Below are 14,126 nucleotides of genomic sequence, written 5' to 3'. Positions count from 1 at the left end.
CTAAGGAGTCGACCATGTCAAGTGAGCAGGTCCTGGACGGATATCCGGTGACCCGGCACTGCCCCTTCGATCCCCCCGCCGGGCTCACGAAGGTGCGCGAGGAACAGCCGATCGCCAGGATGACCTATCCGGACGGCACCGTCGGCTGGCTCGTCACCGAGTACGCGCTCGGCCGGGAGGTCTTCGGCAGCCCGCTGTTCAGCTCGCGGCACGACCTGCGCAGCTTCCCCGTGCCGATGCCGCTGCCGCCGAGCAAGGCGGTCCCCGGCATGTTCATCGGCATGGACGCGCCGGACCACACCCGCTACCGCAAGCCGCTCAGCAAGGCGTTCACCTCGCGCCGGGTGCGGGACCTGGAGCCGCAGATCGAGCAGGTCATCACCGAGTGCCTGGACGCCATGGAGGCCAAGGGCGGCCCGGTCGACCTCATGCAGGAGTTCGCGATGCCGGTCCCGGTGCGCGTGATCTCCGAACTGCTCGGCGCCTCGCCCGACATCGCCAAGGAGCTCAAGCAGCTCCGCGTCGACGTCCTGAACCCGGACATCCCGAAGGACCAGGCGGCCGCCGCGAGCCGGGCCACCAGCGAGCTGATGTACGCACTGGTGCAGGGCAAGCGCACGGACCCCGGCGACGACCTGCTGAGCGAGCTCGTCCAGGACGGCGACCTGACCGACCAGGAACTCGCCGGCATGATGATGCTGATGCTCATCGCCGGGCACGAGACCACCGCCCAGCTGTTCGGCCTGAGCACCTACCTGGTCCTGGAGCGCGACTCGCTCCGGGAGGCGGTCATCAAGGGCCCCGTCACCGACGCCACCGCCAACGAGTTCCTGCGGTACCTGTCCGTCGCGCCGTTCATCGTGCGCGTCGCGCTGGAGGACACCGAGATCGGCGGGCACAAGATCGCGGCCGGCGAGTCCGTCACCATCTCGCTGACCGCGGCCAACCGCGACCCGAAGCGCTTCCCCGACGCGGACGCCTTCGACGTCGAGGGCCCGGAGAGCACCAGCCTCGCCTTCGGGCACGGCATGCACCGCTGCATCGGCGAGAACCTGGCCCGCACCGAGCTGCGGATCGGCCTGCCGGCCCTGCTGCGCCGCTTCCCCCAGCTCCGTCTCGCGGCCTCCACCAGCGAGATCGAGACCCGCGACGCCATGCACGTCTACGGCGTGCAGAAGCTGCCGGTCACCTGGTAGGAGGGGGGTTCGGCGGGGCGCCGAAGGCGCCTACCGAGGGGCGCGGGGAACTGTGCGACCAGCCCCCACCGGCCGGTGGTCCGGACACGACAGGAACAGCCCCCTCCGGGCCGGTGGCGTTCCGTGCTGACGAACCGCTGGCGCGGACCGCCGTCACAGTCCGGCCGGCGCGTGCGGCGACGCGTCGGCCGGCGGCGACTGAACCAGCCGTGCGTCGTCGCCTTCGGCACCGTCGGCCTCGGCCACCGGGAGCGGCACCCGCACCGTCAGGCGGAAGCCCCGCCCGGTCTTCGGGTTCGGGCCGGTCGTGATGCGGCCGTCCAGGGCCTCGACCCGCTCGCCGAGCCCGGCGAGACCGTTGCCGGTGCCGTCGTCGTCGGCCTCCGGGCCCAGCCCGTCGTCGACGATGTCCAGGGTCGCGGTGCCGGTACGCTCCGCCAGCCGCACCGTGATCTCGCAGCGGGTGGCCCGGGCGTGCCGGATCACGTTGGTGACGCCCTCGCGCACCGCCCAGCCGAAGAGCTGGTCGATCTCGTCCGGCAGCGGGGTGTCGGAGGGCCGCAGCGCGGTGTCCACGTCGGCGGCGGCCAGCGCGGAGCGTGCGTCGTCGAGTTCCTCGATGAGGCTGCGCTGCCGGTAGCCGGTGACCGCGTCGCGCACCTCCACCAGCGACTGGCGGGCCACCTGCTCCACGTCGGCGATCTCCTGGCCGGCCGCGGGCAGGTTCGCCTGCGCGAGCCGGCCGGCCAGCTCGCTCTTGACGACGATCAGCGACAGGCTGTGCCCCACCAGGTCGTGCAGGTCCCGGGCGATGCGCAGGCGTTCCTCCACGGCCGCGAGCCGGGCCACCTCGCCCTGGGCGTCGTGCAGCCGGCGCACCAGCACCCGGCTCTTGCGCAGCCCCAACGCCGTCATGCTGATGCCCAGCACGGTCAGCGCGGTGCCCAGCACCTCGTGGGTGGAGTCCCCGCGCGCCACGCTCTGCATCATGGTCATCGCCACGCCCGCCCCGATGCCGCGTCCGACCAGCGGCAGCGGCAGCACCGAGGCCAGCGCGTACGTGCAGTACACCTGGAGGCAGGTCCACTCGATGTCGCGGCGCAGCAGCGGCATGATCAGGGCCAGCACCGCTATCACGCTGGTGATCAGCACCCAGACCGGCCGGGTCGGGTCGGGGCTCTCGGAACTGGTCATGGCGATGGCGACCGCCGAGAAGCAGGCCCCGAAGACCACCAGGGCGGCGATCGAGAGGACTTTGGCCACGGCGGTGGTGTCCGCCTGGACCACGTCCACCATCGGCAGCGCCAGCCACAGCAGCGCGGCCTGCGCCAGCCGTCGGCGCGACCGGGGGACGGGGGCGGCCTCACGGCCCTGGGCGTGCGTTCGTGACTCACTCACGCATCTCACCGTAGCCGTCGAAGCCCCGTACGGCGCCTCTGCGGCGACGGGCGGCCGCCCCTCGGGAGCCCGCCGATGACCGGGGGTGCGCGGCCGTGGTGTCCGGTGGCGGATCCGGCGCCCGAGCCTTGTCGCTGCGTTGCCCATACTTTAGTGCTGCCTGGTGGACTCGGGTCCGGCCGATTGTGCGTCAAGACGTGACCCACGAGGCGACATGGCTGCCGCCGTCGTCCCCGCAGACGCCCGTAGCCAGGGGGAGTGCGCCACCGACACCGTGCAACGTCCTGCCGCGTCAGTCGACTTCGGTGCGGCAGGTGCCTGTCCGCCGGGCCGGCCGCCCGGCCTTCCGGCGCACGGGTCCTCGGCCGCCTGGCCCAGTCACCTTCGGAGCTCCCCGGAGCCTCGGAGCAGAGGACTCCCGCACTTTCCCATCACGCCGATCACGCCGAACGGACGAGAGAGCATGCGAACAGTCGAAATCGTGAGCGGAGCTCACAAGGACGATATTCTCGACAGCGTCCGCACCTACCACCAGCAGTTCGAGACCAAGCCCTTCGTCCCGGGCAGCACCCCGATTCTCGTCTCCGGTGCGGTGCTGAACGAGGACGACCGCGTGGCCATGGTCGAGGCCGCTCTCGATCTGCGGATCGCCGCGGGGCACTTCGCCCGGAAGTTCGAGTTCGCCTTCGGCCGCAAGATCGGTGTCCGCAAGGTCCACCTGACCAACTCCGGCTCGTCGGCGAACCTGCTGGCCCTGACCGCGCTGACGTCGCCGCTGCTGGAGGACCGCCGCTTGCAGCCGGGCGACGAGGTCATCACCGTCGCCGCCGGGTTCCCGACCACGGTCAACCCGATCCTTCAGAACGGTCTCGTCCCCGTCTTCGTCGACATCGACCTGAGCACGCACAACACCTCGCTCGAGAAGATCACCGCGGCGATCGGCCCCAAGACCAAGGCCATCATGATCGCCCACGCGCTCGGCAACCCGTTCCCGGTCGCCGAGGTCAGGGAGCTCTGCGACGAGCACGACCTGTTCCTCGTCGAGGACAACTGCGACGCGGTCGGCACCACCTACCAGGGCCACAACACCGGCACCTTCGGGGACCTGTCCACCGTCAGCTTCTACCCGGCGCACCACATCACGATGGGTGAGGGCGGCGCGGTGATGACGGACAACGTCGTCCTCGCGCGGATCATCGAGTCGCTGCGGGACTGGGGGCGGGACTGCTGGTGCGAGCCCGGTGAGGACGACCGCTGCCACCTGCGCTTCAAGCAGCAGATGGGCACCCTGCCGCAGGGCTACGACCACAAGTACATCTTCTCGCACGTGGGCTACAACCTGAAGGCGACGGACTCCCAGGCGGCCCTGGGCCTGAGCCAGCTGAAGCGCCTCGACGACTTCACCGCCAAGCGCAAGCACAACTTCCGCCGGCTGCGGGACGGCCTGGACGGCATCGAGGGCCTGCACCTGCCCGAGCCGACCCCCGGGTCCGACCCCAGCTGGTTCGGCTTCCCGATGACGGTGGCCGAGGACGCCCCCTTCGCCCGCCGGGAACTCGTCGACTTCCTCGACCTGAGGAAAATCGGCACCCGTCTGCTGTTCGCCGGAAACCTGACCCGCCACCCGGCCTACCAGGAGCGGAATTACCGTATCGTCGGGGACCTCACGAACAGCGATGTGATTGCGGAGCGGACCCTTTGGGTCGGGGTGTATCCCGGAATCACGGACGAAATGATCGACTACGTGGTCGAGTCGATCCATGAATTCGTGAAGCGAGCCCGGGGCTGACCGGGCACATGAGACGCGCGCTCACCTGACGGGCGCGCGGGACTGACGTGGCCTACGGGGCACCGGTAAGCTGACCGGTGCCCCAGGCGGCCTTCGACCAGGCGTCGATGCCCCGGCCGCCGGGCCCGTCACCCGCATCACCGGGGGTACCAGCCGCGCCCTTGAGGCAGTGGGGGCCCCACTGACAAATGTCATCGCCGATCAATGACGGCCCGCACTAACGCGGCCCGCGATTCGGCTGGATAGTGGTGAGCAGGAAACACCGCCGGGACAGATCTCACTGCACACATTCGTGTCGGATGTACACCTGACCCGGGCACCCCCAGACAGCACAAGTACGCATACCGTTCACACCAGAGGGAAGACATGAACAGCAACAGCATCAGGTTTCTCATCGGAGCGATCGCAGGCGTTCTTCTCCTTGTCCTGGGACTCGTGCGTGACAGTCTGATTCCGGAAATCATCGGTGGTCTGCTGATCGTCCTGTGCGGCGCCCGGATGGCGATGCTGGCCAAGAAGCCGAACGGATGAGCGGGCCTGGCCAGTTCGCCCCCCAGACAAGGGAGTACGACCGCATGACACCCGAGGCCACCAGCCCGCAGCAGTCCGGTTCGCCGGCGGAGCGCCCGAACCTGAAGAAGCTGCTGCTCAGCTGTCTCATCAACCTGATCGTCCCGATCGGCGGATACTTCGCCATCCACCCGTTCGTGTCCAACGACACCCTCGCGTTGGGCATCGTCCTTGCGATCCCGGTCCTGCGGACGCTGTACGTGATGATGTTCAAGCACCGCGTCGACCCCATCGGGGTGCTGGCGGTGGTGGGCTTCGGAGCGGCCGTGATCCTGTCGCTGTTCTACGGCGGCTCCTCCACGCCCATCAAGTTCAACGAGGCGATGATCACCGGCATCATCGGCATCGCCTGCTTCGTCTCGATCGGCATGGGCAAGCCGCTGCACCTGATGATGGTGACGGCCGGCGGCAAGAAGCTCGAGGACCTTCCCCCGAAGGCCATCACCGTCTCCCGCACGGTCACCGCGCTGATCGGCATCACCTGCCTGGCGCACGCCGCCGTGCACGTGGTCTTCGCACTGACGATGTCGACGGGCGACTTCCTGATCTACTCGCGCACCGTCGGCTGGGGCGTCATCCTGCTGGGTGGCGCGGTGGTCTACTGGTACGTGCACGGCAAGCGGACCCCGGAAGACCAGGCCCAGGCCGCGGGCGAAGGACAGCCGACGACACACCGCCGCTGACCGGCCCGCCCGTGGACGCGAGGCATATCGTGACCGCGAGCAGCGTCAGCGACCTGTCCAGGGCAAGTGGGCGGGGGCCCGTGCTGCGACCCAACGACCGTCTGGACTCGCCGACATGATTCGCGTACTGCTCGCCGAGGACCAGGCCATGTTGCGCGGCGCCCTCGCCACCCTTCTCAACCTGGAGAAGGACATAGAGGTGGTGGGGGAGGCCGCCAACGGCGACGAGGCGCTCGCCGTGGCCCGGAAGAACCGCCCGGACGTGGCCCTGCTCGACATCGAGATGCCGGGCAAGGACGGCATCGCCACCGCGGTCGAGTTGAGCGACGCCCTGCCGGACTGCCGGATCATCATCCTCACCACCTTCGGCCGGCCGCAGTACCTGCGCCGGGCGATGGAGGCAGGAGCCTCGGCCTTCCTGGTCAAGGACAGCCCGGCACAGGAACTCGCCGCCGCCATCCGCAAGGTCCTGGCGGGGGAGCGGGTCATCGACCCGGCCCTGGCGGCGGCCGCGCTCAGCGCCGGCCCCAGCCCCCTGTCCCCCCGGGAGCACGACGCACTGCTCGCCGCCTCCCACTGCTCCACCATCGGCGACATCGCCGCCCGGCTCCACCTGTCCGAAGGCACGGTGCGGAACTACCTCTCCGCCGCGATCCGCAAGACCGCGGCCCGTAACCGCATCGAAGCCGTCCAGATCGCCGAACGCCGCGGCTGGCTCTAGGACGAAGGCGCACAGAAGGCCCACGGCAGGCCCGCAGAGGAACCCCAGGACGCGGAGCGCGAAAGCAGTCGGCCGAGTTTCGAAACCCCGCCCCCTGCCGCCCGTACCCGGCTCCTTCCGACTCGCCCCCTACCTCCCCCTCCCCTGGTAGGGGGCGCTCCCTTGCCCGCCGCGCGCTGGGCGCCGCACCGGAATGGGGAACCGCCGGCGAAACCACGGCAAATCGCGGGACCGTTCTGACGCGCCGCGTACTCCCCTTGACGCACTGCTGACTCCCCGGCGCCCGCTCCCCCCACCCCTATCGCCGGCGCCCGGCCCCTGCGACTTCACGCCCAAATGCGGCACTCGCTTGCGAAACGCATGGCGACAAGCGGGCCTAAGCCCCTGCTCATAGGGGTGGGCAGCGCCTTAGTTAGGGGCCCTTCAGGGGTTTCGCCGGCCCATCGGCGCTTTTTACGATCCGGAAGCCGCCGCTCGATCCTGAGGGCAGGCTTCCACGCCGGACTTCAGATATCCCGGGGCGGCTGCCGCATGACGCGGAGGGGAATGCGGTTCAAGAACGGAGGAACGGGTTGATTTCGACACACAGTAGGGAGGAAGACCGGTGGATACGCTGCTTTCATACCCGGCCGGAGAGCGATGTAACGCTGCTCTGCTTCCCGCATGCAGGAGGATCCGCTAGCTACTTCTTCCCGTACTCGCAGGCACTTGCCCCGCATGTCGAACTGGCGGCGGTGCAGTACCCGGGACGGCAGGACCGGCGGCTCGAGCCGCTGATCGACAACATTGCGGATATCGCGGACATCGTCCACGAGATTCTCACCGGGACGCTCGCCCAGGGGGACGGGCGTCGCTATGCCTTCTTCGGCCACAGCATGGGCGCGATCGTGGCCTTCGAGGTGGCACAGCGGATGAAGCGGACGACGGGCACCGCGCCGGTGCACCTGTTCGCCTCGGGCCGCCGTGCACCCTCACGCCACCGCGACGGGGACGTCCACAAGCGTGACGACGCGGGCCTCATCACCGAACTGCGCACGGTGGGCGCCACCGACCCGCGCTTCCTCGGCGATCCCGAACTGCTCGCCGCGATCCTGCCGGTGACGCGCAACGACTACCGCGCCATCGAGACCTACACCTGGACGACGGACGAGACGCTCGACTGCCCCATCACCGCCTTCGTCGGCGACAACGATCCACAGACCACCACCGACGAGGCGAAGTCCTGGGCAGCACACACCACGGGGGAATTCGACATGCGGGTCTTCCCTGGCGGCCATTTCTATCTCGACGCGCATCGCGCCGAACTGGCCGACACGATCTCAGGTGTCCTGACACAGGCACCCCGTACCACCACTTTCAAGGGAAGCGCAGCGTGAAGTACGAAATTCTGGGACCCCTTCGGGTACGGGACGACAACGGTGACTGCTCGTCGATCTCCGCACGGAAGATCGAGACGGTCCTTGCGGTGTTGCTGATCCGCTCCGACCAGGTCGTGGCGCCGGACCAGCTGATGACGGAGATCTGGGCGGACTGCCCGCCCCGCCGGGCCAGCGCCGGACTGCACGTCTACATCTCGCAGGTCCGCAAGTTCCTGGCCCGCCCCGAACAGGACAAGAACCCGGTGGTCACCCAGCCGCCCGGATACCTGCTGCGCAAGGGCTCCGACGAGATCGACTTCCACGAGTTCCTGAAGCTGATGAACCAGGGCCGCAGCCACATGAAGGAGCGGCACTTCGACGAGGCCTCGGACTGCCTCGAGCGGGCGCTCAACCTCTGGTACGGGCCCGTCCTCGGCGACCTGCGCAACGGCCCGATCATCGACGGCTTCGTCACCTGGATGATGGAGTCGCGCATGGAGTGCCTGGAGATGCTCGGCGAAGCTCACCTCCAGCTCGGCCGGCACCGCGAACTCGTCGGCCGCCTCTACCCGCTGACCGCGGAGAACCCGCTGCGTGAGTCGTTCTACCGTCAGCTCATGCTGGCGCTGTACCGCTCCGAGCGGCAGGCGGACGCGCTGAAGGTGTACCAGTCGGCTCGCGCCGTGCTCAATGACGAGCTGGGGCTCGAGCCGTGTCGCGCGTTGCGCGATCTGCACCAGGCGATTCTCGTCGATGACGGGGGGCAGTTGGAGCTGCGGGCTTCGTAGCCCGGTCCTCGACGGCCGACGGCCACCCCATTGCCCTAGGGGCGCGGGGAACTGCGCGCGCAACCGGCCACCGGCCGGTGGTCCGGGCACGACAGAAACAGCCCCTTTGGGGTGGTGACGACCTGACGGTCTCGTCGTGGCTGGGCGCGCAGTTCCCCGCGCCCCTTCGGGTGCGTCCTGAGCGCCCCCGGTTGGTGCGTCATGGGCGCCCCCGGCCGGAGGCCAGAGCCGTGCCCGAAGGCACGACCCGGGTCCCATCCCCCGGCCGGGGGTGGCCCGAGCCCGTCCGCCTGACAGCCGTTCTCCTGGACGTCAGGCAGCCGGGCGGCTCAGGCGGCCGACCGGCCCCGGCGGCTGCGTAGCCGCAGCATCAGGTTGATCAGCCCGCTTTGCAGGTTGCGGATGCCGCGGTCCCGCATCAGGGAGGCGACGGTCCACAGCTGGGTCTCGGCGGTGTGGTTCGGCGAGCCGTGCACATCGTCCTTCTCGACCAGGTCGAGGGTGCGCACGTGCTCCTTGAGCAGGGCGATGTCGGCCGCCGGGATGATCTCGTCGCGCAGGCTCGCGACATAGTGCACGGGGATGTCCAGCACGGCCAGTTGCTCCCCGGTCAGCGCCCAGTCGGGCAGGTCGCCGGGGAGTTCACCGGCCGGACTGCCGGTGAGGTGCGCGAGGGTGTCGACGGTGATCCGGGGCAGCGTGTCCTGCCATCCGGCGTCGGTGAAGAACGGGCCGACGGGGGCGCCGACCGTGATGACGCTCCGGATCCGGTGGTCGTCCACGGCGCAGCGCAGGGCCATGTGGCCGCTGAAGCTGAGCGCGATGGCGTGCGTCTGGGCGACGTCGGCACGGTCGGCCACCGCGTCCAGCAGGTCGGCGAGCATCCGGTGGCTGTCGGCGCCGTAGCGCAGGGTGTTCTCGCCGACGCCGGGCATCTCGGTGACGATGCCGGCCATGCCGAGCTTGCGGACATTGGTCAGCAGCGGCGCCCAGGACTCCTTGACGGTGACGATGCCGCCCATCACGACCAGCAGCGGCTTCGGCTCCGTGGCGGACAGGCCGCTCGTCCAGCAGCGCACCCGGCCGCCCTTGAGCTCCACCTCGAGCGGCTCGATGCCGCGGCCGGCCCGCCAGCTGTCCAGCGCGCTCACGCAGCGCCGCCCGGCCTCCTCGCGGGCGGGGCCGTCGACGTACGGGAAACGGGCCATGGCGTAGCGGCGGGAGGCCTCCAGGGGGCGGCCACGGTCCTGCTGCTCCTGTGCGGCGCGGCTCCACTCGCCGACCCATGAGCCGGGCCCGTCGCCCTCGTCGGTGCGGATGGCGTCCAGCACGGCCTGGTAGCCGTCGATGCGCTGGCCGCGGGCGTGTACCCGGACGTACTCCTTGAGCTCCGTGAGGTCGTTCACCGGGCCGCGCCTTCCTTCTCGCGCCCCGCACCGGCGTCGGCGTCGGCCGTGGCGTCGGTCTCTGCGGGCGCTGCTGTCGTGGCCTCGGGCTCGGGGGCCTCGAAGGACTCCAGGGCGTCCTTGATCTCCGCGAGTACGTCCGCGGCCTCGGCGCCGTCGATGACCCGGTGGTCGAAGGTCAGGTTCAGCCGTAGCACGGGGGCGACCACGATCTCGCCGTCGCGCACCACCGGGCGGTCCAGGGTGCGGCCGAGGCCGAGCGTGATCGTGGCGCCGCCGACCGAGGAGAAGCCGTCGACCGGGCGGTGACCGAGCGAGGTGACGGCGAAGGTGCCCATGGTGTCGGCACGCCGGGCCAGCGACCGGGCCGCCTGGCGGTAGGCCAGCGAACCCAGCAGCCACGGCAGCTTCTGGAGCAGCCGGGCGCCGGCGAACTCCGGCATGTCGGCCGGGTCGCCGTCCTTCAGCCGGTCGATACGGGCCTGGATGTCGTCCAGGGACGCTTCTTCCAGGGCGTGCAGCACGGTGGAGAGCACCACGCGCTGCCCGTTCACCGTCTTGTCCAGGGTGACCTTGCCGTTGGCGTGGCCGTAGGACGCCACCGTGGTCCGCAGGTGGCCGCGGATCGCGGAGTTGGCCTGCGGGTGCGCGGCGAGCACGCGGGCCGCCGCGTGCAGGACGTACGTGAGCGTGGAGTAGCGGTGGCCGGCCTCGCGGGCGGCGGCGCGGTGCTCGCGTACCCGGGCCATGTCGACCTCGGTGTCCAGGAAGACCGGCGAGAAGGCGCGGATGCCGTCGAGGAAGTGCAGGGTGTGGCGGCGCTCCCGGGCGATCGGGGACTGCGCCACCGGGGTGCCGGGGCGGCTCATTCCGCCACCGCCAGCGCGTAGATCTCCTTCAGGCTGCCGGCCTCCAGCACGTCGGCCAGCGGCAGGCCGCGGCCGGTGCGGCGCTCCAGGAAGGTCAGCAGGGACAGCAGGTGCACCGAGTCCCAGCCCGGCACCTCGTCGAGGCCCAGGCCGATGTCGTCGGCCGTGACGGGCAGTCCCATGTCCTCGCGCAGCAGCGCGACGAAGTCGTCGATGGTCATCACGAACCGTTCTCCCCGAAGCTCTCGGTCAGGTGGATGTGTTCCGGCGGCGCGGCGATCTCGGTGAGGTCGTGCTGGAAGACGGCCTTGTTCGCGACGTCTTCGGCGTCCCCGTCCCCGTCGCCTTCGGCGTCCGGCCCGCCGCTGCCGTCCACCGGCGTGAAGCCGGCCCGCGGGTAGAAGTCCTTGAGCTTGTGGTTCTTGGCGGTCGGCCGGTAGGTGCCGGTGACCCGGGTGACGCCGGTGGCGCGGGCGTGCCGCAGGACCGCGGCGAGGCACGCCTGCTCGATGCCGCGGGAGAAGACCCGGCAGCTCAGCAGGAAGTTGTCCAGGTGCAGGGTGGTGCCGTCGCGGTGCGCGAGGATCACGCCGACGGTGCCGTTGTCGCCGAACCGGTCGGCCGCGTGGATGGCCAGCGTGAGCGCCGCCGGGTCCGCCATCAGGGCCCGCACGTCGGCGGGTTGCAGCCGCCGCGTGGTGAGGTTGAACTGGTTGGTGCGCTGGGTGATCTGGGAGACCCGCGCCACGTCCGCGTCGGTGACCGCGGCCAGCCGCACCCGCACGTCCAGCTGCCGCAGGTACTCGTCCAGCGAGTCGAAGCTGTCCAGGAAGTCCTTGCGGACCAGCTCGTCGCGGTACTTCACGACCCGGGTGCGGTCCTCGGCGGTCAGCTCACGGCTGTCGAACCAGCCGTCGGCGAGCAGCGCCTCGATGTGCTGGGCCGGCTCCAGGCCGACCTGCACCACCGCCACGTCCGGTGCGGCGTGCCGCACCAGGCCGCACTCGTAGGGGCTGTCGTCGACGAAGACGAAGCTGTCGACGGCCAGGTTGAGGGCCTGGGCCAGCTCGGACAGGTTGTCCGGCTTGGGGCGCCAGTTGGCGGTGATCCGGACCATGTCGTCCGGGCGCAGCGTCATGCCCGCGTGGTCGCGGAAGACCTCGGTGACCGGCTCGATGTCGTTCTTGCTCACCGCGGCGAGCAGGATGCCCTGCGAGCCGATCTGCTTGATCACCTTCTGGAAGGCGGTGAAGGCGGCGCCGCGGTAGCCGTCGGCGATCTCGATGCCCTCGATGCCGTCGTCGCCGAGCACCCCGCCCCACAGGGTGCCGTCCAGGTCGACGGCGAGGGTCTTCTTGGTGCGGCCGGTGACGTTCCGGGCGAGATGGCCGATCTCGCGGGCGTAGCGGGCCAGCAGCGCCGGCGACAGGTGCGCCTTGGCGTAGAGGCTGAGGCGGGCGTCGACGGCCGGGACGCCCTCCGCGAGCAGGGGGTCCAGGTCGATGGTGACGACGGCCGTATGCGTCTCGGCGAGCGCCAGCAGCCGGGTGTTGAACTCCCGCCACACCGCGCCGAGCCGGGCCCGGGAGCGGTGGTCCACCAGCTGGGCGGTGAAGCGGCGCGGCAGCGGCAGGGTGTTGAGCACCAGCGTGCCGCGCCCGGCGGACTCGAACCGTGCCACCAGACGCTCGATGAGGGCGCACTTCTCGGCGGCGGTCCGCTCGACGTCCTCGGGCCGCCAGGGCACCGGCACCTCGTCGAAGACCACCATCGGGTCGAGCACCAGGAGCGCCAGGTCCGGCTCGCCCTTGTACAGGTCGCTGTCCGTGTCGCCGAGGTCGAAGACGTACGAGTCGAAGTCGGACAGGTGGATCCGGGACAGCAGGCCGTGCCGGGCCAGCTCGGCGGTGAGCGGGGCGGTCAGCTGGGCGAGGGTGCCGTGCCCGGTGACGGCGATCCTCACCTGGGGCACGGCGGGGTGCGACGCGCGGACGTCGTCCGGGTCGAGACGGCTCAGCAGCTGGCCGGCGGTGAGCAGTTCGGACTCGCTCAGGCCGGTGAGCAGGCCGCGTACCGTCGGGTACTCCTTGACGAGGCGGCCGGCGCGGTGCAGGTCGGCCACCGTCGTGCCGGTCGCCTGGGCGCCGGCGGGGGCGCCTTCGGACCCGGGCGGCTGTGCCGGGTGCCGGTCGGGCGCGGAGCTGTCAGTCGTCGGCATCGCGGATCAGATCTTCTCCAGTCCCAGGCCGGCCTTGATCCACTTGCTGGACTCGACGGAGATGCCGATCGCGCGGTCCCCGGAGATCATGCGGGGCAGCGCCCGCTCCAGCTGGAAGAAGGGCAGGGCGTTGCCGGTGTTGCCGGTCTCGGTGACACAGCTGACCTCGTGCGCGTTCGGCACGTCGAGCCGGGCGGTGATCTTGGCGGTCATCACGCCGGACAGCTGCGGCGGCAGCAGGTAGTCGACCTCGTCCTCCTTCCAGTCCAGCTCCTCGAGGAGCTCGGCGAGGACGTCGGCGGCCAACTCCGGTACGGACTCCTCGATCGCCTTGTAGTCCTCCACCACCGGCGGCCGGTCGGAGTGCTTGTCGGCGCGGCCGAACCACTCGACGGTCTGCCCCGGCTCGCGGCCCAGGCCGACCAGGGTGCAGAAGACATGCCGCAACACCACCGGGTCGGGCCCCGGCTCGGTGCTGAGCACCACGGCGCCGGCGCCGTCGCCGAACAGCACACCGTTGATCTGCTCCCCGGGCGGCAGGGCCGCGACGTCCTGGGTGACGTCGAAGTGCTTGGCGCAGGACTCGGTGCCGATGACCAGGGCGGTGCGGTGCCGGCCGGTCTGGAGCATCTGGTGCGCCACGTCGAGGGCCTGGAAGGCGCCCGTGCAGCCGGACTGCAACTGGTAGGCGGGGATGGCGTTGATGCCGAGCCGGTCGGCGATGACGTTGACCGTGGCCGGCATCAGCTTCTCCGGCGACGAGGTGCCCATCACCATCAGATCCACGTCCGACGGGGCGAGTCCCGCGGACTCCAGCGCCCGGCGGCCCGCCTGCTCGCCCAGATCGGCCGGCGTGTGAAGGATCTCGCCGGTGTCCAGATCGAGGGAGAAGTGCCGCTGCCGGGTGCCGACGAAGGCGTCGATCCACTGCTCCCAGGCGCTGGGCATACGGAATCGCTTCGCCAATGTGGCGTTGTCGATCGCGGGGCCCGGCAGGGCGGTCCCGACCGAGCGGACATGGATGTCGGGCGAGTGCATCCCTGCGCCTTTCTATGTCAGCGGCGACTCCCGGCCATCCTCGGGCAGCCGGCTAAAGCCGCTCTAGTCCGGTCCTTTTCGCTCGGGTAGGG

General features: G+C 70.3%; 13 protein-coding genes. 7 read left to right on the top strand and 6 right to left on the bottom strand.

Annotated features, from left to right (window positions below):
- Positions 1-14 precede the first annotated feature (14 nt).
- The gene (locus NQO67_RS39425) at positions 15-1,196 is read left to right on the top strand and encodes a cytochrome P450 (protein WP_255955336.1); all 1,182 of its coding nucleotides are present in this window, start codon (positions 15-17) and stop codon (positions 1,194-1,196) included.
- Positions 1,197-1,349: 153 nt separating this feature from the next.
- Here the strand turns inward: NQO67_RS39425 and NQO67_RS44460 are convergent, their stop codons facing one another.
- Positions 1,350-2,594, bottom strand: a complete 1,245-nt coding sequence (locus tag NQO67_RS44460; RefSeq protein WP_255955334.1) for a sensor histidine kinase — start codon at positions 2,592-2,594, stop codon at positions 1,350-1,352.
- A gap of 481 nt (positions 2,595-3,075) precedes the next feature.
- Between NQO67_RS44460 and rfbH the strand changes: the two genes are divergently transcribed.
- The 6 genes from rfbH (at position 3,076) to NQO67_RS39390 (ending at position 8,503) form a co-directional block, all read left to right on the top strand.
- The gene (rfbH, locus tag NQO67_RS39415; RefSeq protein WP_374119277.1) at positions 3,076-4,383 is read left to right on the top strand and encodes a lipopolysaccharide biosynthesis protein RfbH; all 1,308 of its coding nucleotides are present in this window, start codon (positions 3,076-3,078) and stop codon (positions 4,381-4,383) included.
- A 366-nt stretch (positions 4,384-4,749) separates the two neighbouring features.
- Entirely contained in the window at positions 4,750-4,914 is a 165-nt protein-coding gene (locus NQO67_RS39410; RefSeq protein WP_255955331.1) for a hypothetical protein, read from the top strand.
- Complete coding sequence (locus NQO67_RS39405) at positions 4,911-5,636, top strand: VC0807 family protein (RefSeq protein ID WP_255955330.1); 726 nt, start codon at positions 4,911-4,913, stop codon at positions 5,634-5,636. Before NQO67_RS39410 ends, NQO67_RS39405 begins: the two co-directional genes overlap by 4 nt.
- Positions 5,637-5,751: 115 nt before the next feature.
- On the top strand, positions 5,752-6,357 hold the full coding sequence (locus NQO67_RS39400) for a response regulator transcription factor (RefSeq protein WP_255955329.1): 606 nt from the start codon (positions 5,752-5,754) through the stop codon (positions 6,355-6,357).
- 572 nt (positions 6,358-6,929) lie between these two features.
- Positions 6,930-7,733 (top strand): thioesterase II family protein, encoded by an 804-nt coding sequence (locus tag NQO67_RS39395; protein WP_255955328.1) that lies wholly within the window; start codon positions 6,930-6,932, stop codon positions 7,731-7,733.
- Positions 7,730-8,503 (top strand): AfsR/SARP family transcriptional regulator, encoded by a 774-nt coding sequence (locus NQO67_RS39390; RefSeq protein WP_255955327.1) that lies wholly within the window; start codon positions 7,730-7,732, stop codon positions 8,501-8,503. The genes NQO67_RS39395 and NQO67_RS39390 overlap by 4 nt, the downstream gene beginning before the upstream one ends.
- 329 nt (positions 8,504-8,832) lie before the next feature.
- Here the strand turns inward: NQO67_RS39390 and NQO67_RS39385 are convergent, their stop codons facing one another.
- From NQO67_RS39385 to NQO67_RS39365, 5 genes are read right to left on the bottom strand one after another with little or no spacing between them, the layout of a single operon-like run.
- Positions 8,833-9,909: an alpha/beta hydrolase gene (locus tag NQO67_RS39385; protein ID WP_255955326.1), complete on the bottom strand. Its 1,077-nt coding sequence runs from the start codon at positions 9,907-9,909 to the stop codon at positions 8,833-8,835.
- On the bottom strand, positions 9,906-10,778 hold the full coding sequence (locus NQO67_RS39380; protein WP_255955325.1) for a 2-oxo acid dehydrogenase subunit E2: 873 nt from the start codon (positions 10,776-10,778) through the stop codon (positions 9,906-9,908). Before NQO67_RS39380 ends, NQO67_RS39385 begins: the two co-directional genes overlap by 4 nt.
- Positions 10,775-10,999, bottom strand: a complete 225-nt coding sequence (locus NQO67_RS39375) for an acyl carrier protein (RefSeq protein ID WP_305126833.1) — start codon at positions 10,997-10,999, stop codon at positions 10,775-10,777. Before NQO67_RS39375 ends, NQO67_RS39380 begins: the two co-directional genes overlap by 4 nt.
- Positions 10,999-12,996 (bottom strand): HAD-IIIC family phosphatase, encoded by a 1,998-nt coding sequence (locus NQO67_RS39370; RefSeq protein ID WP_255955322.1) that lies wholly within the window; start codon positions 12,994-12,996, stop codon positions 10,999-11,001. The genes NQO67_RS39375 and NQO67_RS39370 overlap by 1 nt, the downstream gene beginning before the upstream one ends.
- 6 nt (positions 12,997-13,002) lie before the next feature.
- On the bottom strand, positions 13,003-14,034 hold the full coding sequence (locus tag NQO67_RS39365) for a 3-oxoacyl-ACP synthase III family protein (protein WP_255955321.1): 1,032 nt from the start codon (positions 14,032-14,034) through the stop codon (positions 13,003-13,005).
- Positions 14,035-14,126: the final 92 nt, after the last annotated feature.

Origin of the sequence: Streptomyces odontomachi, assembly GCF_024435355.1 — a bacterium.
GTDB lineage: Bacteria > Actinomycetota > Actinomycetes > Streptomycetales > Streptomycetaceae > Streptomyces > Streptomyces odontomachi.
This window is presented reverse-complemented; position numbering and strand designations above follow the sequence as displayed.

Bases quoted from the DNA above. Each gene is read 5' to 3' on its own strand.
- NQO67_RS39380 (WP_255955325.1), bottom strand. From the start codon at position 10,778: ATGAGCCGCCCCGGCACCCCGGTGGCGCAGTCCCCGATCGCCCGGGAG.
- NQO67_RS39410 (WP_255955331.1), top strand. From the start codon at position 4,750: ATGAACAGCAACAGCATCAGGTTTCTCATCGGAGCGATCGCAGGCGTT.
- NQO67_RS39400 (WP_255955329.1), top strand. From the start codon at position 5,752: ATGATTCGCGTACTGCTCGCCGAGGACCAGGCCATGTTGCGCGGCGCC.
- NQO67_RS39405 (WP_255955330.1), top strand. From the start codon at position 4,911: ATGAGCGGGCCTGGCCAGTTCGCCCCCCAGACAAGGGAGTACGACCGC.
- NQO67_RS39425 (WP_255955336.1), top strand. From the start codon at position 15: ATGTCAAGTGAGCAGGTCCTGGACGGATATCCGGTGACCCGGCACTGC.
- NQO67_RS39365 (WP_255955321.1), bottom strand. From the start codon at position 14,034: ATGCACTCGCCCGACATCCATGTCCGCTCGGTCGGGACCGCCCTGCCG.
- NQO67_RS39370 (WP_255955322.1), bottom strand. From the start codon at position 12,996: ATGCCGACGACTGACAGCTCCGCGCCCGACCGGCACCCGGCACAGCCG.
- NQO67_RS39375 (WP_305126833.1), bottom strand. From the start codon at position 10,999: ATGACCATCGACGACTTCGTCGCGCTGCTGCGCGAGGACATGGGACTG.